Annotated in this window: 22 protein-coding genes; 16 read left to right on the top strand and 6 right to left on the bottom strand. The window is 63.1% G+C overall.

Features of this window, described 5'->3' with window-relative positions:
• Positions 1 to 67 precede the first annotated feature (67 nt).
• The 4 genes from rsmD to OU994_RS01860 all read left to right on the top strand — a co-directional run bounded on the left by rsmD (position 68) and on the right by OU994_RS01860 (position 2,246).
• Positions 68 to 700, top strand: a complete 633-nt coding sequence (gene rsmD, locus OU994_RS01845; RefSeq protein ID WP_174800437.1) for a 16S rRNA (guanine(966)-N(2))-methyltransferase RsmD — start codon at positions 68 to 70, stop codon at positions 698 to 700.
• Positions 701 to 782: 82 nt separating this feature from the next.
• Complete coding sequence (gene coaD / locus OU994_RS01850) at positions 783 to 1,274, top strand: pantetheine-phosphate adenylyltransferase (protein ID WP_130186883.1); 492 nt, start codon at positions 783 to 785, stop codon at positions 1,272 to 1,274.
• A gap of 10 nt (positions 1,275 to 1,284) precedes the next feature.
• Positions 1,285 to 1,542, top strand: a complete 258-nt coding sequence (locus OU994_RS01855; protein ID WP_131148422.1) for a YfhL family 4Fe-4S dicluster ferredoxin — start codon at positions 1,285 to 1,287, stop codon at positions 1,540 to 1,542.
• A 107-nt stretch (positions 1,543 to 1,649) separates the two neighbouring features.
• A complete protein-coding gene (locus OU994_RS01860; protein ID WP_281609404.1) occupies positions 1,650 to 2,246 on the top strand; it encodes a chalcone isomerase family protein in 597 nt (198 codons plus the stop codon).
• Positions 2,247 to 2,335: 89 nt separating this feature from the next.
• Here the strand turns inward: OU994_RS01860 and OU994_RS01865 are convergent, their stop codons facing one another.
• Positions 2,336 to 2,623 (bottom strand): hypothetical protein, encoded by a 288-nt coding sequence (locus tag OU994_RS01865; RefSeq protein WP_131148420.1) that lies wholly within the window; start codon positions 2,621 to 2,623, stop codon positions 2,336 to 2,338.
• Positions 2,624 to 2,731: 108 nt separating this feature from the next.
• Here OU994_RS01865 and OU994_RS01870 point away from each other — a divergent pair, with 108 nt between their 5' ends.
• On the top strand, positions 2,732 to 3,700 hold the full coding sequence (locus OU994_RS01870; RefSeq protein WP_131148419.1) for a LysR family transcriptional regulator: 969 nt from the start codon (positions 2,732 to 2,734) through the stop codon (positions 3,698 to 3,700).
• 198 nt (positions 3,701 to 3,898) lie between these two features.
• On the opposite strand, the gene OU994_RS01875 is transcribed toward OU994_RS01870, so the two are convergent.
• Entirely contained in the window at positions 3,899 to 5,449 is a 1,551-nt protein-coding gene (locus tag OU994_RS01875) for a methyl-accepting chemotaxis protein (protein ID WP_281609405.1), read from the bottom strand.
• Between the two features lie 40 nt (positions 5,450 to 5,489).
• On the bottom strand, positions 5,490 to 5,945 hold the full coding sequence (locus OU994_RS01880) for an Lrp/AsnC ligand binding domain-containing protein (RefSeq protein WP_130186877.1): 456 nt from the start codon (positions 5,943 to 5,945) through the stop codon (positions 5,490 to 5,492).
• 226 nt (positions 5,946 to 6,171) lie between these two features.
• Here OU994_RS01880 and putA point away from each other — a divergent pair, with 226 nt between their 5' ends.
• A complete protein-coding gene (putA, locus tag OU994_RS01885) occupies positions 6,172 to 9,816 on the top strand; it encodes a trifunctional transcriptional regulator/proline dehydrogenase/L-glutamate gamma-semialdehyde dehydrogenase (RefSeq protein WP_281609406.1) in 3,645 nt (1,214 codons plus the stop codon).
• A 210-nt stretch (positions 9,817 to 10,026) separates the two neighbouring features.
• On the opposite strand, the gene OU994_RS01890 is transcribed toward putA, so the two are convergent.
• Positions 10,027 to 10,782, bottom strand: a complete 756-nt coding sequence (locus OU994_RS01890) for a 5'-methylthioadenosine/adenosylhomocysteine nucleosidase (RefSeq protein ID WP_281609407.1) — start codon at positions 10,780 to 10,782, stop codon at positions 10,027 to 10,029.
• A gap of 407 nt (positions 10,783 to 11,189) precedes the next feature.
• A complete protein-coding gene (locus tag OU994_RS01895) occupies positions 11,190 to 11,339 on the bottom strand; it encodes a hypothetical protein (RefSeq protein ID WP_281609408.1) in 150 nt (49 codons plus the stop codon).
• Positions 11,340 to 11,618: 279 nt separating this feature from the next.
• Here OU994_RS01895 and OU994_RS01900 point away from each other — a divergent pair, with 279 nt between their 5' ends.
• The 7 genes from OU994_RS01900 (at position 11,619) to OU994_RS01930 (ending at position 20,373) form a co-directional block, all read left to right on the top strand.
• Positions 11,619 to 12,674, top strand: coding sequence for a nitronate monooxygenase family protein (locus tag OU994_RS01900; RefSeq protein ID WP_281609409.1), 1,056 nt, complete (start codon positions 11,619 to 11,621; stop codon positions 12,672 to 12,674).
• A 282-nt stretch (positions 12,675 to 12,956) separates the two neighbouring features.
• A complete protein-coding gene (locus tag OU994_RS01905; RefSeq protein ID WP_131148415.1) occupies positions 12,957 to 13,727 on the top strand; it encodes an ABC transporter ATP-binding protein in 771 nt (256 codons plus the stop codon).
• On the top strand, positions 13,727 to 14,482 hold the full coding sequence (locus OU994_RS01910; protein WP_281609410.1) for an ABC transporter ATP-binding protein: 756 nt from the start codon (positions 13,727 to 13,729) through the stop codon (positions 14,480 to 14,482). The genes OU994_RS01905 and OU994_RS01910 overlap by 1 nt, the downstream gene beginning before the upstream one ends.
• 117 nt (positions 14,483 to 14,599) lie before the next feature.
• The gene (locus tag OU994_RS01915; RefSeq protein ID WP_373922531.1) at positions 14,600 to 15,820 is read left to right on the top strand and encodes an ABC transporter substrate-binding protein; all 1,221 of its coding nucleotides are present in this window, start codon (positions 14,600 to 14,602) and stop codon (positions 15,818 to 15,820) included.
• Positions 15,821 to 16,343: 523 nt separating this feature from the next.
• Entirely contained in the window at positions 16,344 to 17,228 is an 885-nt protein-coding gene (locus tag OU994_RS01920; protein ID WP_281609411.1) for a branched-chain amino acid ABC transporter permease, read from the top strand.
• A gap of 10 nt (positions 17,229 to 17,238) precedes the next feature.
• A complete protein-coding gene (locus OU994_RS01925) occupies positions 17,239 to 18,213 on the top strand; it encodes a branched-chain amino acid ABC transporter permease (RefSeq protein ID WP_131148413.1) in 975 nt (324 codons plus the stop codon).
• Between the two features lie 99 nt (positions 18,214 to 18,312).
• Positions 18,313 to 20,373: a 3-hydroxybutyrate oligomer hydrolase family protein gene (locus OU994_RS01930; protein WP_281609412.1), complete on the top strand. Its 2,061-nt coding sequence runs from the start codon at positions 18,313 to 18,315 to the stop codon at positions 20,371 to 20,373.
• Positions 20,374 to 20,517: 144 nt separating this feature from the next.
• Here the strand turns inward: OU994_RS01930 and OU994_RS01935 are convergent, their stop codons facing one another.
• Positions 20,518 to 21,687: an iron-containing alcohol dehydrogenase gene (locus tag OU994_RS01935; RefSeq protein ID WP_281609413.1), complete on the bottom strand. Its 1,170-nt coding sequence runs from the start codon at positions 21,685 to 21,687 to the stop codon at positions 20,518 to 20,520.
• Positions 21,688 to 21,816: 129 nt separating this feature from the next.
• On the opposite strand from OU994_RS01935, the gene OU994_RS01940 reads away from it, so the two are divergent.
• The 3 genes from OU994_RS01940 (at position 21,817) to rsmG (ending at position 25,391) form a co-directional block, all read left to right on the top strand.
• Positions 21,817 to 22,581: a TSUP family transporter gene (locus tag OU994_RS01940; RefSeq protein WP_281609414.1), complete on the top strand. Its 765-nt coding sequence runs from the start codon at positions 21,817 to 21,819 to the stop codon at positions 22,579 to 22,581.
• A 228-nt stretch (positions 22,582 to 22,809) separates the two neighbouring features.
• Positions 22,810 to 24,738, top strand: coding sequence for a tRNA uridine-5-carboxymethylaminomethyl(34) synthesis enzyme MnmG (mnmG, locus tag OU994_RS01945; protein WP_131148410.1), 1,929 nt, complete (start codon positions 22,810 to 22,812; stop codon positions 24,736 to 24,738).
• Positions 24,738 to 25,391: a 16S rRNA (guanine(527)-N(7))-methyltransferase RsmG gene (gene rsmG / locus OU994_RS01950; RefSeq protein ID WP_281609415.1), complete on the top strand. Its 654-nt coding sequence runs from the start codon at positions 24,738 to 24,740 to the stop codon at positions 25,389 to 25,391. The genes mnmG and rsmG overlap by 1 nt, the downstream gene beginning before the upstream one ends.
• Positions 25,392 to 25,497: the final 106 nt, after the last annotated feature.

A 25,497-nucleotide genomic window follows, 5' to 3' on the forward strand; every position in this document is an offset into this window, starting at 1 on the left:
TGTCCCCGTTTTTTGGCAACAAATGCGGCGTGGTATAGTGCCCGCCTCATTTCCGCGTCACGTCGCCATGCAAAAGAAAAAGCCCGCCGCCAAAGTTCCCGTCCACGGTCCGCAGCACGCCAAGCAGGTGCGCATCATCGGCGGCAGCTGGAAGCGCACGCCGTTGCCGGTACTCGAGGCGCAGGGATTGCGGCCGACGCCGGACCGGGTGCGCGAGACGGTGTTCAACTGGCTCAACCACCTGAAGGGCGACTGGGGCAATTTGCGCGTGCTGGACCTGTTCGCCGGCAGTGGCGCGCTCGGCTTCGAAGCGGCCAGCCGCGGGGCGCAGCAGGTGACGATGGTGGACGCGAACGCGACCATCGTGCGCCAGCTCCAGGCGATCCAGGAAAAACTGAACGCCACCAATATCGTGGTGCAGCGCGCCGATGCGCTGGCGCTGGCGCAATCGCTGGCACAGCGGGGCCAGCGGTTCGACGTGATCTTCCTCGATCCACCGTACCAGGAAGATTTCCTGACGCGCGCCTTGCCGCTGTGCGACAAGCTGGTTTCCGAAGGCGGCCTGGTCTATGCCGAATCCGGCCTGCCCCTGGTATCCGACGAAGGCGAGAGCCCGGAGTGGCTGGCAAACTGGGACGTGGTGCGCCAGGACAAGGCGGGCATGGTGCACTTCCACCTGTTGCAGCGCCGGGCGGTATAAGACAGCCACAAGCCCCGGCGCTGAAGGCGTCCCTTGTTTCAGGCATAATGCGCGTCTATTCCGTGCAAAAACGAGGGACCCAATGGTTGTAGCCGTTTATCCGGGAACGTTCGACCCGCTGACCCGTGGTCACGAAGACCTGGTGCGCCGTGCATCGGGGCTGTTCGACACGCTGGTGGTCGGCGTGGCCGACAGCAAGAACAAGCATCCGTTCTTCACCGTCGAGGAACGCCTGGAAATCGCCAACGAAGTGCTGGGCCATTATCCCAATGTGAAGGTGGAGAGTTTTTCCGGCTTGCTGAAGGATTTCGTGCGCCAGCACGATGCCCGCGTGATCGTGCGCGGCCTGCGCGCCGTGTCCGATTTCGAATACGAATTCCAGATGGCGGGCATGAACCGCTACCTGCTGCCGGATGTCGAGACGCTGTTCCTGACACCGTCGGACCAGTACCAATTCATCTCGGGCACCATCGTGCGCGAGATCGCCCAGCTGGGCGGCGACGTGTCGAAGTTCGTGTTCCCGTCCGTCGATCGCTGGCTGCGCAAGAAAATCGCGGCAAACGAGGCCGCTTAAAGGTGTTGCCATGGCTTTGATGATCACCGACGACTGCATCAATTGCGACGTTTGCGAGCCCGAGTGCCCGAACGAAGCGATCTACATGGGTCCGGAAATTTACGAAATCGATCCCGACAAGTGCACCGAATGCGTCGGCCACTTCTCGGAACCGCAGTGCCAGCAGGTGTGCCCGGTGGCGTGCATTCCGTTCAACCCGGAATGGCGCGAATCGGAAGAGCAGCTGCGCGCGAAGTACGAGCGCCTGGAAGCGGCCAAGGCCGCCTAGAAGCCTGCACGCTGCGGCGCCACCACGAAAAAGCATGATCGTGCGTGAGCCGGACAGGGCAGTGGTATAGTGCAACGGCACTTCCACAACACCGATCCGGAGACACCATGAATCCTTCCCGCAGACTGGTCTTGCATGGCGCCTGTGCGCTGCTGCTGGCCGCCGCCTTGCCCTCCTTGCCAGCCTTTGCCGCGACGGACGTGGCGGGGGTCAAGTTCGACGACACCGCCACGGTCAATGGCCAGCCCTTGAAGCTGAACGGTGCCGGCGTGCGCACCAAGGTCATCTTCAAGGTCTACGCGCTGGGCCTGTACCTGCCGGAAAAGAAAACCTCGGTGGCCGATATCCTGGCAACCCAGGGACCGCGCCGCATCCAGATCGTCAGCCTGCGCGACCTGACTTCGCAGGACTTCGGCGATGCGTTCATGAAAGGCCTGAACGCGAACACGGACGCGGCTGAACGCACGCGGCTGCTGCCGCAGACCAAGACGTTCGGCGAAATGTTCGCGGCCATTCCCGGCCTGAAGAAGGGCGACGTGCTGCTGGTGGACTGGATTCCCGGCACCGGCACGGTCTGCACGCTCAATGGCCGGAAGATCGGCGAAACGGTGCCGGACGTGGCCTTCCATAACGCGATCCTGCGCATCTGGATCGGCAACGACCCGGCCGACACGGGCCTGAAGCCGAAACTGCTGGGCGGCTGACCGGCCATGAAAAAACCCGGGACCGCGGCAGGGCGCGGTCCCGGGTTTTTGCTTGAGCGCCTGGCTCGGACGCCGATACTTAGCTTTGATTAAGCGCGCGAAGCGAGGGCTTGCAGTTCGGCCGCCTCGCTGGGAGACGCTTTTTGCGAATTCATCATGCGCTTGAGCATGGCGGCATCGCGCATCTGGCGGCGCTGCAGGCGTTGTTCCTTCGTCAGTTTCGGCTTCACCACCAGCACGGCAGCCAGCGCCAGCCCGCGCAGCAGGGGCTTGAACAGCACCAGGAAGCCGACAGCCAGCGCACACACCATCAACACCTGCAGCGCGTCGCCTACACTCAGCGGCAAGAATTGGGTTGCGGAAACGAAATTGAACATGTTTTTCTCGGTTTACGTATAGAATCTACCGTAACTATAGTGCAGCGCAACATATCAATCCAATTTCGTTTCCCAATATAAATCATCACTTTCCTGAATGACTGAATCATGAGCTTCCTGACACTCGATTTGAACCTGCTGCGTGTTTTCGATGCCGTGATGACGGAGCAAAACCTGACCCGGGCCGCCGGCCACCTGGCCATGACGCAACCGGCCGTCTCGAACGCCATCAAGCGCCTGCGCGAGAGCCTGGGGGACGAATTGCTGATCCGTACCGCCTATGGCGTGAAGCCCACGCCGCGTGCGGAAGCGCTGTGGCCGTCGGTGCGCAGTGCCCTCGCGTCGCTCGAAGCGGCGGTGGCGCCGGGATCGTTCGATGTGTCGAAAGCCCACGCCACGTTCCGCCTCGCCATGGCCGATGCCACCGCGGCCTTCTTCCTGCCGTCGCTGATGCGCTCGATCGAGGCGGAAGCGCCCGGCATCAATGTGCGCATGGTGCCGCTGACCACCCGCGAACCGCGCCCGATGCTGCTGCGTGGCGATATCGACCTGGCCGTCGGCTTCTTCCCCGGCGTGGCGGCACAGCTGTCGTATGAAACGGCATCGCCGATCCGCCACGAGCGGCTGTATTCCGGGATCTATGTGTGCGTGATGCGCCGCAACCACCCGCTGGCCAAGGAAGAACTGACCCTGGACAACTACTGTGAAGCGAACCACCTGCTGGTGAGCTTCTCCGGCCGCGCGCATGGCCTGGTCGACGAAGCGCTGGCGCAGCTGCAGCGCGAACGCCGCATCCTGCTGACGGTGAACCAGTTCTTCACGGCCGGGCGCGTGGTCGCCAACTCGGACCTGATCACCGTGCTGCCGAAGCACCTGATCGCGTCCACCGGCATGACCGATGCGCTGGTGTACAAGGAATTGCCGTTCACGCTGCCCGCTGTGCACCTGGACATGCTGTGGCACGAACGCGATGCCCGCAGCCCGGCCCACAAATGGCTGCGCGCGCAGCTGGAAAGCATGCAGCAGGGCGCGCAGCGGCTGGCACCCGGCACCTTGCCGAAGGCCGACACGCACTGACCGCGAGGAATTGCTTCAAGACAGGGTCTTGTCCCTGGCGCCGTTTAAGTTAAGCGTTAGCTAATGCATTGAAAGCGCATGCATTCACCCCAACAGCAAAGGGCTGGGGTCAGACCCGCCGGGTCTGACCCCTGATTTTGCATCTGGGGTGGACTATCTAAACGGCAATAGCGTCTGTCCCTGCTTGAGCCAAACGCTTCACCCCTTCTCCGCCGACTTGTACCCGATCCGGAACCCGCCCCAGTGCTTGCCCTGCACGTAGATCGGCGCGGACAGGTCGTGCATCACTTCTCCCGTATCCCGCTTGTAGGTCTGCAGCAGGAAAGGCCGCGTATTGCTGCCGCAGCGCTTGCCGGTGCGGTCGGTGAAGATGCGCTTGGTCCGGTTATTGACGATGTCCACGTCGTAGTTGCCGGTCAGCGGCTGCGAATATTTCTTGTTGTGCGTCGGGAAATAGCCGCCGTCGTCGACGGCACCGGCGTAGGCCAGCTGCGGCATCGCGGCCAGCAAGCCTTCCTGCAGCGGCGGCAGCACCCGGTCCGTGAAGCTGTCGAAGCGGGTGGTGTACTTGGGGGGATTGGTATTGGGAATCGGCTGGTAGCGGCGGTCGAACAGGGCTTCGCGCGTGATCTGGCCCTTGGCCAGCGCTTCCTCGAAAATCCTGCCCACTTCGGCGGCCGCGCGCTGGGCCGCGGCGCGCACGGCGTCATGCGACGTCGGCACATCCGCCTCGGCCAGTGCGCCGGCAATGATCTCGGCGCGGTCGGCCAGCGCCATCGCGGACGCCGCCACGCGCGGCAGGTCGCGGTCGGTCGACAGCATGCCGTCGCGGATACGCGCGATCGCATCGGCGATCACCTGGGCGGTCGCCACCTGTTCGCGTGACGCCCGGGCGATTTCATCGATTTCCTGCTCCGCGCTGCCGGACGACTGCTCGATCGCCGCCAGCAGGCCGTGCACGGTGCGCACGTTGCCGGCCGCGCCCGTGACGGCATCGGCCAGCGAGGTCATGCCGGCACAGGCCTTTTCCGCTTCATCGTTGATCTCGCGCACCATCTGGCTGATCTCGTCGGTGGCGGCCTTGGTGCGCTGCGCCAGCTGGCGCACCTCGCCCGCCACGACGGCAAAGCCGCGCCCCTGTTCGCCCGCGCGCGCCGCTTCGATGGCGGCATTCAGCGCCAGCAGGTTGGTGCGTGCGGAAATCTCCGAGATCGCGTCCGTGAAACCGGCGATGCGGCCTGCCTTCTGGCGCAGCGCGGCCATCGTGTCCGCCGCTGTCCGCGCGGCCGTGCTGGCGCCGGAAATGCGCGACAGCCCGTTGTCCGCCTCGGTACGGCCGGCCACTGTTTCCTCGCGCACGCGGTGCGCCACCACGGCGGCCCGTTCGGCATTGGCGGCGATCTGGTCGGTGGTGGCGGCATTCTGGCGCGTCGCGGTGGCGATGCTGCCGGCCGTGTCGACGTCGTCGCCGATCTTTTTCTTGATCGAGTCGATGAAATACGAGGTTTCGGCGGCGCCGATCATGATGGCATCGATCTCGTTGCCCACGGTGGCGGCGAAGCGCCGTGGTCCGTCATCCCGGCCGCTGGTGCCGGCAAGGCGGGCAAGGTGGATGGCCAGTACCGCGATCAGTGCGGCCAGCAAGGCCGGCCAGAGCGCCGCTGTGCCAAACACCAGCCAGGCGCAACCAACGCCCGCCACGATGGCGCCAACGGCCCATCCCGCTTGTTGCAATGCTGCGCGCTGCATCTCGTCTCCTCCGGCGCGGCGCCGGTGAGACGGGCCGTGCTCATTTGATGGGCAACTTGCTGGTATTCTTGACTTCTTCCATTACCGCATAAGTATGCGTTTCCCGCACGCCTTTTTGCAACAATGTTTTCCCAAGGAACTCCCTGTAAGCGGCCATGTCCTTTACGCGCGCCTTCACCAGGTAGTCGAAACCGCCGGCCACCATGTGACATTCGAGCACCTCGGGAATCAGTTGTACGCTATGCTTGAAGGCGTCGAACACTTCCGGCGTGGTACGGTCCAGCACCACTTCGATGAACACCAGCAGTGAAACGTCCAGCAGTTGCGGGTTCAGCTGGGCGGTATAACCCAGGATGTAGCCTGAATCGTGCAGCTTGCGCACCCGCTCCAGGCAAGCCGCCGGCGACAGGTTCACCCGCGCCGCCAGCTCCACGTTGCTGATGCGGCCGTCGCTCTGCAATTCCATCAGGATCTTTTTACTGATCTTGTCCAGCATCGTCTATCCCCACCTTTAATTTTATTTGGTTAAATTCTCTCATCAAAAATGTTGTATGGCTAGCCCCCAGCATTACCAGAATTAATCCAGAAGAATCCCGCATACAATCGAATCATTGGCAATCGCCGCAAGAACCGACCACCGCACGCTCCGCAGACCCTGTTTGCCGGGCGTGTTTTGTTAGGGGGCGGCCGTTCTCTCAACCATTCTTCGATAAAGATTCCCCATGAATGCCCCAGTTCCCTTCAGCGCCCTGCAGGCCGAAATCCTGCGCGACCCGTCCCCGCTGCGCGCGGCGATCACGGCCGCTTACCGGCGCGACGAACGCACCGCCGTGCAATGGCTGCTGGCCCAGATCCGCGACCGCGGCGATGCCGTCACGCAGGAGGCCCAGGCCCTGGCGCGCCGCCTGGTGACGGCCGTGCGCGAAAAGCGCACCCGCGCCTCGGGCGTGGACGCGCTGATGCACCAGTTCTCGCTGTCGTCCGACGAAGGGGTAGCCCTGATGTGCCTGGCCGAGGCGCTGCTGCGCATACCCGACCAGGCCACGGCCGACCGCCTGATCGCGGACAAGATCAGCAAGGGCGACTGGCGCAAGCACCTGGGCGAATCGCCGTCGCTGTTCGTCAACGCGGCCACCTGGGGCTTGCTCGTCACGGGCAAGCTGGTCGGTTCGTCCAGCGAGGAAAAGCTGGGCTCGGCCATCACGCGGCTGATCGCCAAGGGCGGCGAACCGCTGATCCGCAAGGGCGTGGACCTGGCGATGCGCATGCTGGGCAACCAGTTCGTGACGGGGCAGACGATCGACGAGGCGATCCGCAATGGCCGCGACAACGAAGCGCGCGGTTACCGTTATTCGTACGACATGCTGGGCGAAGCCGCGCTGACGGAAGCCGATGCGGCGAAGTACTACGCCAGCTACGAACAGGCGATCCATGCGATCGGCCGCGCCTCGAATGGCCGTGGCATCCGCAACGGTCCCGGTATCTCGGTCAAGCTGTCGGCCCTGCATCCCCGCTACAGCCGTGCGCAGCGCGAGCGCGTGATGGCGGAACTGCTGCCGCGCCTGCGCGCCCTGATCCTGCTGGCGAAAGGCTACGACATCGGCCTGAACATCGACGCGGAAGAGGCCGACCGCCTGGAACTGTCGCTGGACCTGATGGAAGCGCTGGCGCAGGACCCGGAACTGGCCGGCTTCGAGGGCATCGGCTTCGTGGTCCAGGCCTACCAGAAACGTTGCCCGTTCGTTATCGATTACCTGGCCGACCTGGCACGCCGCAGCGGCCGCAAGTTCATGGTCCGGCTGGTCAAGGGAGCCTACTGGGATGCCGAGATCAAGCGCGCCCAGGTCGATGGCATGCCGGGTTATCCGGTCTACACGCGCAAGGTGTACACGGATGTGTCGTACCTCGCCTGCGCGCAGCGCCTGCTGGCCAGCACCGACGTCCTCTATCCGCAGTTCGCCACGCACAATGCGCAGACGCTGTCGACCATCTACACGTGGGCAAAACGCGACGGCATCGACGATTACGAATTCCAGTGCCTGCACGGCATGGGAGAAACGCTGTACGACCAGGTGGTGGGCAAGGACAAGCTGGACAAGGCCTGCCGCATCTACGCACCGGTGGGCACCCATGAAACGCTGCTGGCCTACCTGGTGCGCCGGCTGCTGGAAAACGGCGCCAATTCCTCGTTCGTCAGCCAGATCGTCGATGAAGCCATCCCGGTCGAAACGCTGATCCAGGATCCGCTGGACCTGGCGCGCCGGCAGGGCGGGGCGCCGCACCCGGCCATCGCACTGCCGCGCGACATGTTCGGCACCGAGCGCGGCAATTCCGAAGGCATCGACCTGTCGAACGAGGATGTGCTGCGCGAGGTTGCCGCGGCGCTGGCTCCGGCGCGCACCTGGACGGCGGCACCGCTGCTGGCGGGTCCTGCGCCGGCGGAGCAGCCGGTCCAGCCGGCCCAGCCGGTATGCAACCCGGCACAGCACGGCGATCGGGTGGGCCAGGTGACCGAAGCCACCGCCGCCGACGTGGCCCGGGCGCTGGCCAGCGCCAGCCATGGAGCGATGGACTGGCAGACGGTGGAATCGTCGGCGCGCGCCGATGCGCTGATGCGCGCGGCGGACCTGTTCGAAGCCAACAAGCTCGAACTGATGGCGCTGGCCATCCGCGAAGCCGGCAAGTCGCTGCCGAACGCCATTGCCGAGGTGCGCGAGGCGGTCGATTTCCTGCGCTACTACGCGCAGCAGATCCGCCACGAGAAAAACGTGCTGGCGCTGGGGCCGGTCACCTGCATCAGCCCGTGGAACTTCCCGCTGGCGATTTTCACGGGGCAGGTGGCGGCGGCGCTGGCGGCCGGCAACGTGGTGCTGGCCAAGCCGGCCGAGCAGACGCCCCTGATCGCGCACCGCGCCGTGGAACTGCTGCATGAAGCGGGCATTCCCCGCGTGGCGCTGCAATACCTGCCCGGCCGCGGCGACGTGGTCGGCGCCGCCCTGTGCAGCGATGCCCGCGTCAAGGGCGTGATCTTCACGGGGTCGACGGAAGTGGCGCAGCTGATCAACCGCGTGCTGGCGCAGCGGGCGGTGGCGGAGCACTGCGATATCCCGCTGATCGCAGAAACGGGCGGCCAGAACGCGATGATCGTCGATTCTTCCTCCTTGCCCGAGCAGGTGGTGCAGGATGCGATCTCGTCGGCGTTCGACAGTGCCGGCCAGCGCTGTTCCGCGCTGCGCGTGCTGTTCCTGCAAGACGATATCGCCGACAAGACGATCCGCATGCTGAAGGGTGCCATGAGCGAGCTCAGGATCGGCAGCCCGGACCGGCTGGTAACCGATATCGGCCCCGTCATCGATGCCGAGGCCCAGCAAAACCTGCTGGCGCACATCGAGCGCACCAAGCGCACTTGCGTCGCGCATTTCTCGCTGGGCTTGCCCGAGACCGCCCAGGGCACGTTCGTGCCGCCGACCGTGCTGGAAATCCGTTCGCTGGCGGAGCTGACGAAGGAAGTGTTCGGGCCGGTGATGCACGTGATCCGCTACGGGCGCGCCGACCTGCCCAAGGTGATCGACCAGATCAACGCCAGCGGTTTCGGCCTGACGCTGGGCGTCCACTCGCGCATCGACGAGACGATCGACTACATCGCGCAGCGTGCGCACGTGGGCAATATCTATGTGAACCGCAACATCGTCGGCGCGGTCGTCGGCGTGCAGCCGTTCGGTGGCGAAGGCAAATCCGGTACCGGCCCGAAGGCGGGCGGGCCGCTGTACCTGAAGCGGCTGCAGCGGGGCGCGGCACCGCTCGAGACGCATGCGCGGCAATCGACGCCCAGCGTGGATGCGCTGGCCGTGTGGCTGCGCGCCAAGGGCAAGGAGGCGCTGGCCACGCTGGCCGAGCAATACGTGCGGTCGACACCGCTCGGCACCGAGATCGTGCTGCCGGGCCCGACCGGCGAGCGCAATACGCTGCGCTACGAGGCGCGCGGCACGATCGCCTGCTTTGCCGACACCCAGGACGCATTGCTGAACCAGCTGGCGGCCACGCTGGCGACCGGCAACCGTGCCGTGATCGTGGCGCATGCGACTTCACTCGTGCCCGCGGACTTGCCGCCTGCCGTGGAAGACCGCGTACAGGTCGTCGGCAGCCTGGAGGCGCTGAAGGACAGCTTCCAGATCGCCCTGGTGGAATCGTCGCTGGCGGCGCAGGTGAGGGGGCCGCTGGCCGAGCGCGATGGCGCGGTGGTCGGCGTCATCGACACGACGCCGGAAGGCGTGATCCCGCTGTGGCGGCTGATCGCCGAACGGGCGTTATGTGTCAACACGACGGCGGCGGGCGGCAACGCCAGCCTGATGACATTGGGCGCCTGACGGGTTCGATGCATTGAAAACAAAAAATGGCGCTGCGGCGCCATTTTTTTCGTCTTCCCGGTGCCAAAGCACGCAGGATGCCCTCAGGAAGGCTTCCGAGGGCCCTTGCCGGCGTTTTATGACGCGATTCGTGTCCGTGGCGCCGTATCGCCCTGAACCGGCTACAGCCTCATCTGGAGCGTTCCAGGGCATCAGGGGGCCCGGCGTTCGTCATGCCCCATGGCTTCGGCAATAATTTTCGATGATGCCGAACGCATAGCGGGAAGCCACGGTCTTCACGAATGCCATGAAATCGGTCGCGGCGGTTTCGTTGGCATTGTCCGAGATCGTGCGGATCACGGCAAACGGAATGCCCAGCTCGAAACACACCTGCGCCACCGCGGCACCTTCCATCTCCACCGCCAACAGCCCCGGCAAGGCACTTTTCAGGGCCGCCAGGCGCATGCCGTCGTTGATGAACTGGTCGCCACTACCGATCAGCCCGCGATGCAGCGTGGCGCCATTCTCGCCTTCCAGGAAGGTGCTGGCCGCGCCAGCCAGCCTTGAACTCATGGCCAGGTCGCTGGGAAGGTGCGCCAGGCCGGTCAGCGGAACCTCGAAACGGGGAAACAGGGGCGCCGCATCCATGTCGTGCTGTACCAGCGATTCGGCAATGACGACGTCGCCGACCCGCACATTGGCATCGGCACTGCCGGCCACGCCGGTGAAGAGGATGTGGGTAACTCCGAACCTTTCCACAAGCAGGGCAGCGGTCATCGCCGCAGCCACCTTGCCGATGCGCGACAGCACGGCCACCGCTTCCACGTTCCACAAGCTGCCCACCGTGTATTCGCGCATGCCGTGCACGTGCCGTTCAGGGTGCTGCATCGCCTGGATCAGGCCTTCCTGTTCTTCCGCCAGGGCGGAAATGATTCCCAAGCGCTTGTTTTTGCTCGAATTTTTGTCGTGGCTTTGAAAGATATGCATGGATTCCAGGATACTGGACAGCGCTTTTCTGTTGCTTTGCCTGTTTCTTTTGCTGCTGCTTCTGCTGCTTTCGCGCCGTTGGTTTACAAGAATAAGAATAAATATTTAAGCTGGTAGTAGATAGTAAACCCCGGCTTAACTGTGGATAACGCTGTTAACATCCACAAAATCAGTTGTTTACGTGTCCAGTAACCACTAGGACAAGGATTGTATCCGAGCCGGATGAGTTCTGAACAAAAAATCCCGTAGACCCCTCCCGCATGGTTTACGCACATCCGCTCCTGTGGATATGCAGCACCTTATCCACAGACACCTGCGAATTCGGCCTTTTTTTGGTCTCCAGCCTGTCGGCAAGGCAGGCAAATCACAAAAAACAGTCCTCAGTGACAGGCGCCAGGCCGTCTTCATCATGACGAACGGTCTGCCAGAGCCTGGATCGAATCCGGTTGAATCATGTCGGCAATGTGCAGCGCCAATCGTGCCTTGCTTCCGCGAACTTTTTTTTTTGCAAAACGTTTTTTCGTATCGACGTTGCTGGACGAAATCATTTTGTTCATTGAGCCGGTCCGGCCGGCGACGCGAAGCGGCGTCGGTTTACAAGAATAAGTATGTATACAAGCTAGTAGTGGTTGTTAACAGTTTGCACTTTCTGTGGATAAGTCAGCCGGCCTCAGTAAAATCAACGGTTTACGGGCCGCACAACCACACGCGTAAACCTTGTATGGTCGAGGAATGGTTTTTGGACAAAAATAGGCGGTGGCACCAATGCACGGTTTACGCACAAACGATGCCTGTGGATATCCTCACGCTTATCCACAGGCCCTTGAGGAGACATCATGGCGTTGCAATCCCTGTTCCCCCATCCAATCATCCAGGGCCCGATGGCTGTGGCTGGCGGATGCACGACACCCGCGCTGATCGCCGCCGTGTCGAATGCCGGCGGCCTCGGTTCGATGGCGTGTTCCCTGCTGGCGCCGGATGCGATCCGGCGCCAGGTAGCGGAGACCCGCGAGCTGACCGACAAGCCTTTCATGCTGAACTTTTTCGTCCAGGATCCGCCGCATCCCAGTGCCGAGGAGGTGGCGCGTGCGGTGGAATTGCTGAAACCCGTGTGGTCGTCGCTGGGCTGGTCCGAGCTGGCGCTGCCGTTCAAATGGTGCGAAGACTTTGCCGCCCAGTTCGCCGTGCTGCTGGAACTGAAGCCGGCCGTGGCCAGTTTCACCTTCGGCATACTTTCCGCAACACAAGTACAGCAGTTGCATGCCGCGGGCATCCATGTGATCGGCACCGCGACGCGTGTGGATGAAGCGCTGGCCTGGCAGAACGCGGGCGCCGATGCGGTGATCGCGTCGGGCACCGAAGCCGGCGGCCACCGCGGCACGTTCATCGGCGACCAGCGCGACGCTACATTGGATGCAGTTGCGCTGTTGAGGGCGATGGTGGCCGAGGTCACCATCCCCGTAATTTCAGCGGGCAATATCATGACCGGGGCGGACGTGCGCGATCGGCTGAATCTCGGTGCCGCGGCGGTGCAAATGGGGACGGCGTTCCTCGTTACCGATGAAGCAGGCATCCATCCCGCCTACAAGCACCGGCTGCAGATTGCCGGCAACGCGCCGACCCGCCTGACGCGGGCGTTTTCCGGCCGCTATGCACGCGGTCTGGTGAACCGTTTCATGGAACAGATGGAAGCGGTGGAAGACCAGTTACCGCCTTATCCCGTGCAAAACGCCTTGACCGGGCCGATCCGCTTCGAGGCGGCCAAGCGGGGCGATACCGAACTGATGTCCTTATGGTGCGGCACGGGCGTCGCGCGAGCCCGCCGCATGTGCGCAGCCAAGCTGGTGGAGACCCTGGTGGCTGAAATGGCAGGGCACCGTTCCATTAATTAATTGATATGTTCAGATCGGACTTTTTTGTTGTGCTGCAACGCATCAAAAAATGCAAAATGTTGTAGTAAGTTGCTCAATGATAGCGGCAGTTGAAAAACAAAGTCTGCATGCAGAATGCAATTCGCCGATTTTAGGCTTGTTGCGCAAAGCACAAATCTCGTTTGGTTCGGTAGTAGTTTGACAAAAGTTTATGGTAGTTATACGGTATTGTTAGGCATATTTGTTCTGGGTATGATCGACAAAAAATTTTAGCAGTATGTAAAGAATCCTCAGGGAGACGCGATGTCAAACTTCATCTTGGAAACAAGGAATTTGACCAAGGAGTTCAAGGGTTTCACTGCTGTTAATGACGTAAACCTGCGGGTTCAACGTGGTCATATTCATGCCTTGATCGGCCCGAACGGCGCCGGCAAGACAACCTGCTTCAACCTGCTGACGAAATTCCTGGTGCCGACCTCGGGCCAGATCCTTTTCAACGGCAAGGACATCACTTCCGCCAAGCCGGCGGAAATCGCCCGCATGGGCGTAATCCGTTCGTTCCAGATCTCCGCCGTTTTCCCGCACCTGACGGTGTTGCAGAACGTGCGCATCGGCCTGCAGCGCCAGCTGGGCACCACGTTTCATTTCTGGCGCAGCGAACGCACGCTGGATCAGCTGAACGCCCGCGCCATGGCGCTGCTGGCCGAAGTCGATCTCACCCAGTTCGCGGACACGATCACGGCGGACATGCCCTACGGCCGCAAGCGCGCGCTGGAGATCGCCACCACGCTGGCGATGGAACCGGAACTCATGCTGCTCGACGAACCGACCCAAGGCATGGGCCACGAGGATGTGCACCGGGTCACGGAGCTGATCAAGAAAGTCTCGAACGGCCGCACCATCCTGATGGTGGAACACAATATGAGCGTGGTATCGGGCATCTGTGACCGGATCTCCGTGCTGCAGCGCGGCGCGATGCTGGCAGAAGGCAGCTACGCCGAGGTGTCGAAAAATCCCCAGGTGATGGAGGCTTACATGGGCACGGAAGCAAGCGAACTGGTGGGAGCGCATTGATGAACGCGCCAGCCACCTCGAACGTCCACATGCCAGCCAGCCAGCCGGCGCAGGCGGCGCTGGAAATCGCCGACCTGCAAGCCTGGTATGGCGAGTCGCACATCCTGCACAACGTGAACATCACGGTGCGGCAAGGCGAAGTCGTCACGCTGCTGGGCCGCAATGGCGCCGGCCGCACGACGACCTTGCGCGCGATCATGGGCCTGACGGGCGCGCGCAAGGGATCGATCCGCATCAACGGGCAGGAAGCGATCAGCATGCCCACGCACCGGATCGCCCACCTCGGTGTCGGCTACTGCCCGGAAGAGCGGGGCATTTTCTCGTCGCTGTCGACCGAGGAAAACCTGCTGCTGCCGCCCACCCTGAAGACCAGCGAGAAAGGTATGTCGCTCGACGAGATCTACGACATGTTCCCGAACCTGAAGGAGCGCCGCAACAGCCAGGGCACCCGCCTGTCCGGCGGCGAGCAGCAAATGCTGGCCGTTGCCCGCATCCTGCGCACCGGCGCGCGCCTGCTGCTGCTCGATGAAATTTCCGAAGGGCTGGCGCCCGTCATCGTCCAGGGCCTGGCCCGCATGATCCGCACGCTGAAATCCAAGGGTTACACGATCGTCATGGTGGAGCAGAATTTCCGCTTCGCCGCGCCCCTGGCGGACCGGTTCTACGTGATGGAACATGGCCAGATCGTCGAGACCTTCGCCGCATCCGAATTGAACGCCAAGATGCCGGTGCTCACCGAGCTGCTGGGCGTATAGCCAGTCATCACGCAAGTAATAGCACAAGCAATCGCGCAAACAACAGCGTAAATCATCAGGCATCAGTGTGCCGCCGCGCCCGTGGCGGCCCCATAACACCCAGTGAAGGAGACGACAATGAAATCGACTATCCAGCGTAACGCAATCGCCATGGCAGCCACCGCTGTCTGCGCCATCGGCCTGTCCGGTACCGCGTCCGCCCAGGTTTCGGGCGACACGATCAAGATCGGTTTCATCACCGACATGTCCGGCCTGTACACGGACATCGATGGCGCCGGCGGCGCCGAGGCGATCAAGATGGCGATCGCCGATGCCGGTACCGTCATCGCCGGCAAGAAAGTCGAATTCATCTCCGCCGACCACCAGAACAAGGCGGACATCGCCGCCTCCAAGGCGCGCGAATGGTTCGACCAGCAGGGCGTCGACATGCTGATCGGCGGTACCAATTCCGGCGCCAACCTGGCGATGGCCAAGGTGGCGGCCGAAAAGAAGAAGATTTTCATCTCGATCGGCGCCGGTTCCTCGCGCCTGACCAACGAGGAGTGCACGCCGTACACGGTGCACTATGCGTATGACACCGTGGCGCTGGCCCGCGGCACGGGCGGCGCGATCGTCAAGCAGGGTGGCAAGGACTGGTACTTCATGACGGCCGATTATGCCTTCGGCCAGTCGCTCGAAGCGGACACCGCGGCTGTCGTGAAGACCGGTGGCGGCCGTGTACTGGGTTCGGTGAAGCACCCGCTGTCGGCCTCCGACTTCTCGTCGTTCCTGCTGCAGGCGCAGGCATCGAAGGCGCAGATCCTGGGGCTGGCCAACGCCGGTGGCGACGCGATCAACTCGATCAAGGCCGCCAACGAGTTCGGTATCTCGAAAAAAATGAAACTCGCCGGCTTGCTGATCTTCATCAACGATATCCATTCGCTGGGCCTGAACACCACGCAGGGCATGTACCTGACGGATGGCTGGTACTGGGACCTGAACGCCGACACGCGCGCCTGGTCGAAGCGCTACTTCGCGAAGATGAAGAAGGAACCGTCGATGCTGCAGGCGGCCGACTATTCGGCCGCGTCCAACTACCTGAAGGCCGTGAAGGCACTCGGCACCGACGAATCGGACAAGGTGATGGCGCACCTGAAGAAAACCCCTATCAACGACATGTTCACGAAGAACGGCGTGATCCGCCCGGACGGCCGCATGGTGCACGACATGTACCTGATGGAAGTGAAAAAACCGGCGGAGTCGAAGTACCCGTGGGATTACTACAAGGTGGTGGCCACCATCCCCGGCGAACAGGCCTACATGAAAAAGGCCGAGACCAAGTGTTCGTTGTGGAAGTAAGCAAGCGGAGCGGTTCGCGGCGCGCAGCGGTTTTTCCAGAGCGTTGAAACGGGCCGGCGGTTCGTTCCGCCGGCCCTGGACGTGCCCTGGACGCGAACGGCGCCGCAGTGCGCGCCGTTCGCGGCATTGGTCGATCCGGCAGGGGGCAGGGCGGCAACACCGGCTGATGGCTGATGGGTGATGGCTATTGGGAAGTTGCTGCTTACTGGTTGCTGCGTGCTGGTTGCTGGCTACCGGCCTGGGCGACGTGTACCAGGTTCGCCACTGCCGCCCTGTGCCGGCGCCGGTGTCCAGCGGCTGCGACGTAGCGTCCGCGTCCGCGGCGCCATTCGTCCGCTGTCCCGGCTGCTGTCCGGCTGCTGTCCAGGCCACGGCGCCTGGCTGAAGTCCTTGGTTGCCGTCGCCCGCTGCCGCGCGTGGTTGCCACCGCATCGGCCGTCTGTCATCGCTGTCGTCATCGCTGTCGTCATCGCTGTTCGCACCATTCACATTATTTGTTATCACTCTTCGAGGAGAAGAAGGCATGGAAATTTTCGGCGTTCCCCTGCCAGCCATGATGAGCCAGCTGCTGCTGGGACTCGTCAACGGCTCGTTCTACGCGATGCTGTCGCTCGGGCTGGCCATCATCTTTGGCCTGTTGAACGTCATTAATTTCTCGCACGGCGCGATGTACATGATGGGCGCCTTCCTGGCCTGGATGGGCATGTCCTATCTCGGCGTGAGCTATTGGGTCATGCTGATCGCCGCGCCGTTCATCGTCGGCATCCTCGGCGTCCTCATCGAGAAAACCATGCTGCGCTGGCTGTACAAGCTGGATCATCTGTACGGCTTGCTGCTGACGTTCGGCATCACCTTGCTCGTGGAAGGGATCTTCCGCTCGTTCTACGGCGTGTCCGGCCAGCCGTTCGACACGCCGGAACAGCTGCAGGGCGCTACCGACCTGGGCTTCATGATCTTGCCGAACTACCGCGCCTGGGTCGTCGTGGCGTCGCTGATCGTCTGCTTCGCCACCTGGTTCGTCATCGAGAAAACACGCCTCGGCGCCTACCTGCGCGCCGGCACGGAAAACCCGAAACTGGTCGAGGCGTTCGGCATCAACGTGCCGCTGATGGTCACGCTGACGTATGGCTTCGGCGTGGCGCTGGCCGGTTTCGCCGGCGTACTGGCGGCGCCGATCATCCAGGTGTCGCCGCTGATGGGCACGAACCTGATCATTGTCGTGTTCGCCGTGGTGGTGATCGGCGGCATGGGCTCGATCCTGGGGTCGATCGTCACCGGGCTGGGGCTCGGCGTCATCGAGGGCCTGACACGGGTGTTCTATCCGGAATTCTCGTCGACCGTGGTGTTCCTCGTGATGGTCATCGTGCTGCTGTTGCGTCCCGCCGGCCTGTTCGGCAAAGAAAAGTGAGAGGACAACCATGAACAAGACAATCGGCTACGGCCTGCTGCTGGCGGCGGCACTGGTGGCGCCGTTCATCGGCTACCCGGTGTTCCTGATGAAATTGCTGTGCTTCGCGCTGTTCGCCAGCGCCTTCAACCTGCTGATCGGCTTCACCGGCCTGCTGTCGTTCGGCCATGCCGCGTTCTTCGGCACGGCGGGCTACGTGGCGGGGAATGCCTTGAAAAACTGGGGCATGCCCGTCGAGCTTGGCCTCGTGGCCGGCGTGGTCGCCGCGGCACTGGTCGGCTTCCTGATCGGCGGCCTGGCGATCCGCCGCTCCGGCATCTATTTCTCGATGATCACGCTGGCGCTGGCGCAGATGGTGTACTTCTTCGCGTTGCGCTACACCGATTTCACGGGCGGCGAAGATGGCCTGCAGGGCGTGCCGCGCGGACGGCTGCTGGGCACGATCGACCTGTCGAGCGACCTGACCCTGTACTTCGTCGTTCTCGCCTGCTGCGTGGTGGCGTTCGCGCTGATCGTACGGACTGTCCACTCGCCGTTCGGGCAGGTGCTGAAAGCGATCAAGGAGAACGAACCGCGTGCCATCTCGCTGGGCTACGACGTGGACAAGTACAAGCTGATGGCGTTCGTACTGTCCGCCGCACTGGCCGGCCTGGCCGGTGCCCTGAAGACCGTGGTGCTGGGTTTCGAGACGCTGACGGACGTGCACTGGACGATGTCCGGCCTCGTCATCCTGATGACGCTGGTGGGCGGCATGGGCACGCTGGCCGGTCCGCTGCTGGGCGCCGTGATCATCATCGCGCTGGAAAACAAGCTGGGCGACTTCGGCACGGCAGTTGCCAGCGGTACCGGCATCGAATGGTTCAACACACTGGGCGAAGCCGTCAGCATGGTCACGGGCTTGATCTTCGTGGCGTGCGTGCTGCTGTTCCGGCGCGGCATCGTCGGCGAAATCGTGGCGGCGCTGGGCCGAAGAAAACCAGCGTGAGGTAGAGATGACGACGCCGGAATTTTCCGGCGTTGTTTTTTCCAGAGGGTTTTTACCCAACAAGCTGTGTACAACGACTCCAGAAAGAGGTGACCAACCATGCAGATGACGACATCGAAAACCGCGATTGCCCTGGCCGTGGCACTGTTGCTCGGTGGCTGTGGAAGCGACGATGACGACGATCCGGAAGTACTGAACCAGAAGCCCGCCTGGCTCGGGGCGATCTCGACCGCCAGCTATGACGGCACCTCGGATGACTTGCTGACGGCAGGCCTGGGGACCACCGGGCTGGCCGCCGCCGCGCCACCGGCCTATAACGATCCCGCCAATCCCACCGCACGCGAACTGCGCCGCAATGCGATCTTTGCCAATTACCGGGCCGTGCTCGACATCGCCACCAACAGCGGCTATGGCACGCTGTACGGGCCGAACGTGAACGCGGCCGGCGTGGCCACCAATGGCAGCGGCATGGTGGCCGGTACCGAATACCTGGCGTACACGGACGACGGCTCCGGCCGGCAAAACGTGACCTTGATGGTACAGGTGCCGAACAGCTTCGATCCCGTCAACCCCTGCATCGTTACCGGTACCTCGAGCGGCTCGCGCGGCATTTACGGCGCGATCGGCAGCGCCGGCGAGTGGGGGCTGAAGAACAATTGCGCGGTCGCCTATGCGGACAAGGGCAGTGGCACGGGCCTGTACACGTTCGACGACGACAGCGTCAACGGTTTGAACGGCGTGCGTGCGTCGCGCACGTCCGCCGGCAAGGATGCCCATTTCGCGCCCGAATTGAGCGACGCGCAGCGCACCGCGTTCGCCCAGCAATTCCCCGGGCGCGTCGCCTTCAAGCATGCGCACTCGCAGCGCAATCCGGAAAAGGACTGGGGCAGGGTCACGCTGCAAGCCATTGAATTCGCCTTTTACGTGCTCAACGAGAAGTACGGTGTCGTCGCCAAGGACAATACCAACCGCCTGGTTCGCTTCACGCCCGCCAATACGCTGACGATTGCTTCATCGATTTCCAACGGTGCCGGTTCGGCGCTTCTCGCGGCCGAACAGGATACGGCCGGCCTGATCGATGCGGTGGCGGCGACCGAACCGCAAATCCAGCCGAACCGGACCGATGGCTACACCGTTCGCCAGGCCGGCACCACGGCGACGGCGCAAGGCAAGCCGCTGCTCGACTACTCGAGCTACGCCGCGTTGTACCAGCCATGTATCGCCGGTGGGGCAGGGCGCTGCGCGTCGCTGGTGGCGAAAGGGCTGTTGACCGGCAACGACCTGGCGTCGCGCCAGGCCGATGCACGGGCGAAGATGCGCGCGTATGGCTGGACACCGGACGCGGAACCGCTGCAGGCCGCGCACGCGTTGACGAACATCCTCGTCGCCGTCACGTACGTGAATGCCTACGGCAAGTTCTCGGTGACGGACAATGTGTGCGGCTTCAGCTGGGGCACGGCGGACACCACGGGCTCGCCGGTCGCCTTGCCGGCCGCGACACGGGCCTCCAGTTTCGCCACGCAGAACGGCATCCTGGGTACGCCGATCTACGAGGACTCGGTGGGGGGAGCCAAGCTGTACAACCTGGGCGTGTCGCCGTCCACGGGTGTCGAAGACCAGGCGCTCGATGGCTTCCTGTGCCTGCGCTCGCTGGCGACCGGCGTCGACGCGGTGACCGGGGCGCCACTCACCGGAGACCGGGCGGCGCAGAGTGCCCGCGTGCGTGCCGGCATGACCGAGGTGCAGGCGACCGGCAACCTGCGCGGCAAGCCGGCGGTGATCGTCTCGGGGCGGGCCGATGCGCTGATCCCGGTCAATCACGCCTCGCGCGCTTACGTGGGCTTGAATGCCGCCGTCGAGGGATCGGCGAGCAAGCTGCGCTACGTGGAAGTCACCAACGCCAACCACTTCGACAACTTCTCGAACGCGTTGCCGACCGTGATCGTGCCGCTGCACGTCTATCTGTTCCGCGCGCTGGACGCCGTGTACGCCAACCTGAAAAACAGTGCGACGGCGCTGCCGCCCTCGCAGGTCGTGCACACGGTCACGCGGGCCAGCAATGCCGTGCCGATCACCGTGGCCAACGTGCCGCCGATTTCGGCGGTGCCGGGGAGCAGTGCCATCACGGTCAGCGGCACGACGGTGAACGTGCCGGATTGATCCCGCGCGCCGGGCTGCGGCATGGCGGATAGGGAAGGGCGGGCCTGCGGGTCCGCCTTTTTTATGGTGTCGCGCGATCCGCACGGCGGCCGCGCAGGGCCTTCGGTAGCCGGGCCGTTCGGACGCTATCCGCTACCGCGCCGGCTACAGCGCAGCCGCGTAAATGGCCCGGGCATCGTCGCGCGTGACATCGCGGGGGTTGTTGCCCAGCAGGCGGGTCTGCAGCATCGCATCGTCGACCAGGCGGTCGAGATCTGTCTCGGCAATGCCGACTTCGCGCAATGTGCCGGGGATGCCGGTCCGTCGTGCCAGTTGCGCCATCGCGGCCGCGAACGCTTCCGCCCGGGCTTGCGCCGTGCCGCGAGCATCGGGCGCGATGATCTCGGCCAGCTCGGCATAGTGGCTGGCCGCCGCCGGCGCATTGAAGCGCAGGACATGGGGCAGCACCAGCGCATTGGACAAACCATGCGGAACGTGGAAGATGCCGCCGATCGGGTAGGCCAGGGCATGTACCGCGGCGACGGGTGCGTTGGCGAATGCCTGGCCCGCCAGCAACGCTCCGAGCAGCATCGCTTGCCGGGCTGCCAGGCTGGCGGTGCGATCTTGGGTAGGCTGGCAGGCCGGCAGCAGATTGGCCCACAGCAGGCGCAGTGCTTCACGCGCCAGCATATCGGACAAGGGATTTTTCTTGTGCCGGCTCGTATACGCTTCGATCGCGTGCACCATGGCATCGATGCCGGTCGCAGCGGTGACGGCCGGCGGCAAGCCCAGCGTCAGTTCCGCGTCGAGGATCGCCATGTCGGCGTACAGCTGCGGGGCGACCACGCCCATCTTCGTGGTGGAGCCGGTGGTGACAATCGCGATATTGGTGACTTCCGAGCCGGTGCCCGCCGTGGTGGGAATTTGCACGAGCGGTAATCGCTCACCACGTACGTTGCCAATTCCATAGGCTTCCGCCAGCGGCTGGCTGCTGCCGGCCAGGACCGCGATGAGCTTCGCGACATCCATGGAGCTGCCACCCCCGAGACCGATGACGAGATCGGTTCCGTCCTGGCGCGCCGTTTCGACGGCCGCGAGCACGACGTGTTCGGGTGGATCGGCAATCACATCGCTGTAGGTCTTCACGTGGAATCCGGCGTTTTCCAGGCTGGCGATCGGAAGCGCAGCCAGGCCGGTGGCGAGGAACCCCGCATCGGTCACGACCAGCGCGCGGCGGGTGGCGGGGAAGCGGTCGCGGATATGTTCACCGAGGCGGCTGCTGGCGCCGACGGTGGAGACGATGTACGGCACGGTGCTGAAGGAAAAATCGTTCATGGCATCTCCGTGGGTGGCGGTTACACGAGCATACCTCAGCGGATGCCGCTCCGGCGGCCGTCAATGTTCTTCCGTACAATGTCGGGTTTGGTGGGGTGACTTCGGTGGCGTAAGGACAGGGGAGATCGGATGCTGGATATCGCGGTGTTGGGAGTGGCGGCCTTCGCGGCCGGCCTGGTGGATGCGGTGGTGGGCGGGGGAGGGCTGATCCAGATTCCCGTCCTGTTTTCCACCTTCGGCAATACCGCCCCGGCAACGCTCCTGGGTACCAGCAAGCTGGCCGGCATTTTTGGGACTGCGGCCGCCGCAATCAATTACGCGCGGCGCGTATCGATTGCCTGGTCCACCGCGGCGCCGGCTGCCTTTGCCGCCTTCCTGTTCGCGTTCTTTGGCGCGTACACCGTCACCAAGATTCCCGCCGATTTCATGCGCACGCTGTTGCCGTTCGTGCTGGTCGCCGTCGCGATCTATACGTTCCGGCGCAAGGACCTGGGCAGCATCCATGCACCGCTGCACAGCGGATTGAAGGAGCGCTTGCTGGCGGTCGTGATCGGCGCCTGCATTGGATTCTATGATGGCTTCTTCGGTCCGGGGACCGGCAGCTTCCTGGTCTTCCTGTTCGTGCGGCTGTTCGGGTTTGATTTCCTGGGTGCGTCCGCCGTGGCCAAGGTCGTCAACGTGGCGTGCAACTTGTCCGCGCTGATGTGGTTTGGTTATAGCGGGCACCTGCTGTGGCAGCTCGGCCTGATGATGGCCGTCTGCCAGGTAGCCGGTTCGCTGATCGGCACCAAGCTGGCGATGCGCCACGGCAGTGGGTTCGTGCGCAGGGTCTTCCTCGTGGTCGTGATGATCTTGATCGTGAAGACATCGTGGGATGCCTGGCAGCGGTGGTGATTGTTCCACGTGAAACACACTAACTGAGCGCACTGCCCCGGCTTTTCCGGGCTTTTGTTTCACGTGGAACAGTGCCTCAACCTGGGAGTTCATCAGCAATTTCCCCACAAGACAACTCAACAAAACGACGTTCCACGTGAAACATTCCTGGAATATTTCTGCCTAAAAAATTCGCAGTCCGCAAAAAACTCTATAATCTGGGTTCATCCCTCTGCTTCTCTTTCCACCATGTTATTTCCTACTGAATTCGACGTCATCGTCGTTGGCGGCGGCCATGCCGGCACCGAAGCTGCACTGGCGTCGGCCCGCATGGGTCAGAAGACCCTGCTGTTGACCCACAATATCGAAACGCTTGGCCAGATGTCGTGCAATCCGTCGATTGGCGGTATCGGCAAAGGCCACCTCGTCAAGGAGGTGGATGCACTGGGTGGCGCGATGGCGATCGCCACGGACGAAGCCGGTATCCAGTTCCGCATCCTGAACTCGTCGAAAGGCCCGGCCGTGCGTGCCACGCGGGCCCAGGCCGACCGCATCCTGTACAAGGCGGCCATCCGCTCGCGCCTGGAAAACCAGCCGAACCTGTGGCTGTTCCAGCAGGCCGTGGACGACTTGATGGTGGAGGGCGACCGTGTCGTGGGCGCCGTTACGCAGATCGGCTTGAAGTTCAAGTCGCGTGCCGTCGTCCTGACCGCCGGGACTTTCCTCGACGGGAAGATCCACGTCGGCTTGCAAAATTACTCGGCCGGCCGTGCCGGCGATCCGCCAGCGCTGTCGCTGTCCGCGCGCTTGAAAGAATTGAAGCTGCCGCAAGGCCGCCTGAAAACGGGTACGCCGCCGCGCATCGATGGCCGCAGCATCGACTTTTCCCAGATGACGGAGCAACCGGGCGACCTCGATCCGGTGCCGGTATTCTCGTTCATGGGCAACACGGCCATGCATCCGAAGCAGCTGCCGTGCTGGGTCACGCACACGAACCAGCAAACCCACGACATTATCCGTGGCGGCCTGGACCGTAGCCCGATGTACACCGGCGTCATCGAGGGCGTCGGTCCGCGCTATTGCCCGTCGATCGAAGACAAGATCCACCGCTTCTCGGCCAAGGAATCGCACCAGATCTTCCTGGAACCGGAAGGCTTGACGACGCACGAGTTCTACCCGAACGGCATTTCCACCAGCCTGCCATTCGATGTGCAGATCGCCCTGGTGCGGTCGATGAAGGGCCTGGAGAATGCGCACATCCTGCGCCCCGGCTATGCGATCGAATATGACTACTTCGACCCGCGCGGCTTGAAGGCATCGCTGGAAACCAAGGCCATCGCCGGCCTGTACTTTGCCGGACAGATCAACGGCACCACCGGCTACGAGGAAGCCGCCGCGCAGGGCTTGCTGGCCGGCCTGAACGCCGCGCTGCAAACCCAGGGCAAGGAAGCCTGGACGCCGGCGCGTTCGGAAGCCTACCTCGGCGTGCTGGTGGACGACCTGGTCACGCAAGGCGTGCAGGAGCCGTATCGCATGTTTACCAGCCGCGCCGAGTACCGCCTGTCGCTGCGCGAAGACAATGCCGACATGCGCCTGACGGAAATCGGCCGCAAGCTGGGCGTGGTGGGCGATGCGCAGTGGGAAGCCTTCGAGCGCAAGCGCGATGCGGTCGCTGCGGAACTCGAACGCCTGAAAGCGACGTGGGTCAATCCCCGCATCCTCGAGGCGGCGGAGTCGGAACGGGTGATTGGCCAGGCTATCGAACGCGAGTACTCGCTGGCGGACTTGCTGCGTCGCCCGAACGTCGACTACGACACACTGGTGACGCTGACGGGCGCGGACGGCCGCAATCTCGGCGGTCCGGGCGTGACGGACGCGGCCGTCCAGGAACAGGTGGAAATCCAGCTGAAGTATTCCGGTTATATCGAACGCCAGCTGAAGGAAGTGGAACGGCACGAGCATTACGAAAACCTGAAGCTGCCCGAAGGGTTCAACTACCTGGACATTGCCGCGCTGTCGGTGGAAGTGCGGCAAAAGTTGAACAAGCATCGCCCTGAAACGCTGGGCCAGGCATCGCGCATTTCCGGCGTGACCCCGGCGGCGATTTCGCTGCTGCTGGTGCACCTGAAGAAGGCCGGCTTCGGCGGCTTTGTCACACTCAAAGACGAGGCCGCCTGATGGCCGGATTCGATCGCACCGCGCTGGGACAGGTGCTGGCACAGGGCGTTGCCGAGCTGGGCCTGAACCTCTCGTCCGTACAGCAGGAGCAGTTGCTCGACTACCTGGCCCTGCTGAACAAATGGAACCACGTCTACAACCTGACGTCCGTGCGGGACCCGATGCAGATGATGACGCTGCACCTGCTCGACTCGCTGGCCGCCGTCCCGGCCTTTGCCGGGGCCAGGAACGTGCTCGACGTGGGAGCAGGGGGCGGGCTGCCCGGCATCGTATTGGCCGTCGCACGGCCGGACATGAAAGTGTCGATGATCGATACGGTGCACAAGAAAACCGCGTTTTTGACGCAGGTGAAGGTGGAATTGGGCCTTTCGAACGTGACCGTATACACGAAGAAGGTGCAGGAGCTGGCGGTCAAGGAACCGTTCGACGTGATCACGTCGCGCGCCTTCGCGGACCTGTCCGACTTCGTCGAGTGGTCGCGTCACCTGCTGGCCGAACGTGGCAAGTTCATCGCATTGAAAGGCACCGCACCGCAGGACGAGCGCGAGCGGCTGCCGGGCGACTGGAAAGTGGGCGATTTGCAGGCCCTGCGGGTGCCGGGACTGGATGCGGAACGGCACCTGGTTTTCGTCGAACGCGGAGAAACTGTATAAATCGTATAAACGATATAAACAGTTTATACGGTATAAATTATATAAATAGTATAAACGGTATAAATCGTATAAATAATATAAACGATATAAACCATATCAAAACCAG

Source organism: Pseudoduganella sp. SL102 (assembly GCF_027856995.1).
Classification (GTDB): Bacteria; Pseudomonadota; Gammaproteobacteria; order Burkholderiales; family Burkholderiaceae_D; genus Rugamonas; species Rugamonas albidiflava.

What these genes read in the sequence shown, in the direction of transcription:
- rsmD (WP_174800437.1), top strand. Translation starts at nt 68, where the DNA reads ATGCAAAAGAAAAAGCCCGCCGCCAAAGTTCCCGTCCACGGTCCGCAG.
- coaD (WP_130186883.1), top strand. Translation starts at nt 783, where the DNA reads ATGGTTGTAGCCGTTTATCCGGGAACGTTCGACCCGCTGACCCGTGGT.
- OU994_RS01855 (WP_131148422.1), top strand. Translation starts at nt 1,285, where the DNA reads ATGGCTTTGATGATCACCGACGACTGCATCAATTGCGACGTTTGCGAG.
- OU994_RS01860 (WP_281609404.1), top strand. Translation starts at nt 1,650, where the DNA reads ATGAATCCTTCCCGCAGACTGGTCTTGCATGGCGCCTGTGCGCTGCTG.
- OU994_RS01865 (WP_131148420.1), bottom strand. Translation starts at nt 2,623, where the DNA reads ATGTTCAATTTCGTTTCCGCAACCCAATTCTTGCCGCTGAGTGTAGGC.
- OU994_RS01870 (WP_131148419.1), top strand. Translation starts at nt 2,732, where the DNA reads ATGAGCTTCCTGACACTCGATTTGAACCTGCTGCGTGTTTTCGATGCC.
- OU994_RS01875 (WP_281609405.1), bottom strand. Translation starts at nt 5,449, where the DNA reads ATGCAGCGCGCAGCATTGCAACAAGCGGGATGGGCCGTTGGCGCCATC.
- OU994_RS01880 (WP_130186877.1), bottom strand. Translation starts at nt 5,945, where the DNA reads ATGCTGGACAAGATCAGTAAAAAGATCCTGATGGAATTGCAGAGCGAC.
- putA (WP_281609406.1), top strand. Translation starts at nt 6,172, where the DNA reads ATGAATGCCCCAGTTCCCTTCAGCGCCCTGCAGGCCGAAATCCTGCGC.
- OU994_RS01890 (WP_281609407.1), bottom strand. Translation starts at nt 10,782, where the DNA reads ATGCATATCTTTCAAAGCCACGACAAAAATTCGAGCAAAAACAAGCGC.
- OU994_RS01895 (WP_281609408.1), bottom strand. Translation starts at nt 11,339, where the DNA reads ATGAACAAAATGATTTCGTCCAGCAACGTCGATACGAAAAAACGTTTT.
- OU994_RS01900 (WP_281609409.1), top strand. Translation starts at nt 11,619, where the DNA reads ATGGCGTTGCAATCCCTGTTCCCCCATCCAATCATCCAGGGCCCGATG.
- OU994_RS01905 (WP_131148415.1), top strand. Translation starts at nt 12,957, where the DNA reads ATGTCAAACTTCATCTTGGAAACAAGGAATTTGACCAAGGAGTTCAAG.
- OU994_RS01910 (WP_281609410.1), top strand. Translation starts at nt 13,727, where the DNA reads ATGAACGCGCCAGCCACCTCGAACGTCCACATGCCAGCCAGCCAGCCG.
- OU994_RS01915 (WP_373922531.1), top strand. Translation starts at nt 14,600, where the DNA reads ATGAAATCGACTATCCAGCGTAACGCAATCGCCATGGCAGCCACCGCT.
- OU994_RS01920 (WP_281609411.1), top strand. Translation starts at nt 16,344, where the DNA reads ATGGAAATTTTCGGCGTTCCCCTGCCAGCCATGATGAGCCAGCTGCTG.
- OU994_RS01925 (WP_131148413.1), top strand. Translation starts at nt 17,239, where the DNA reads ATGAACAAGACAATCGGCTACGGCCTGCTGCTGGCGGCGGCACTGGTG.
- OU994_RS01930 (WP_281609412.1), top strand. Translation starts at nt 18,313, where the DNA reads ATGCAGATGACGACATCGAAAACCGCGATTGCCCTGGCCGTGGCACTG.
- OU994_RS01935 (WP_281609413.1), bottom strand. Translation starts at nt 21,687, where the DNA reads ATGAACGATTTTTCCTTCAGCACCGTGCCGTACATCGTCTCCACCGTC.
- OU994_RS01940 (WP_281609414.1), top strand. Translation starts at nt 21,817, where the DNA reads ATGCTGGATATCGCGGTGTTGGGAGTGGCGGCCTTCGCGGCCGGCCTG.
- mnmG (WP_131148410.1), top strand. Translation starts at nt 22,810, where the DNA reads ATGTTATTTCCTACTGAATTCGACGTCATCGTCGTTGGCGGCGGCCAT.
- rsmG (WP_281609415.1), top strand. Translation starts at nt 24,738, where the DNA reads ATGGCCGGATTCGATCGCACCGCGCTGGGACAGGTGCTGGCACAGGGC.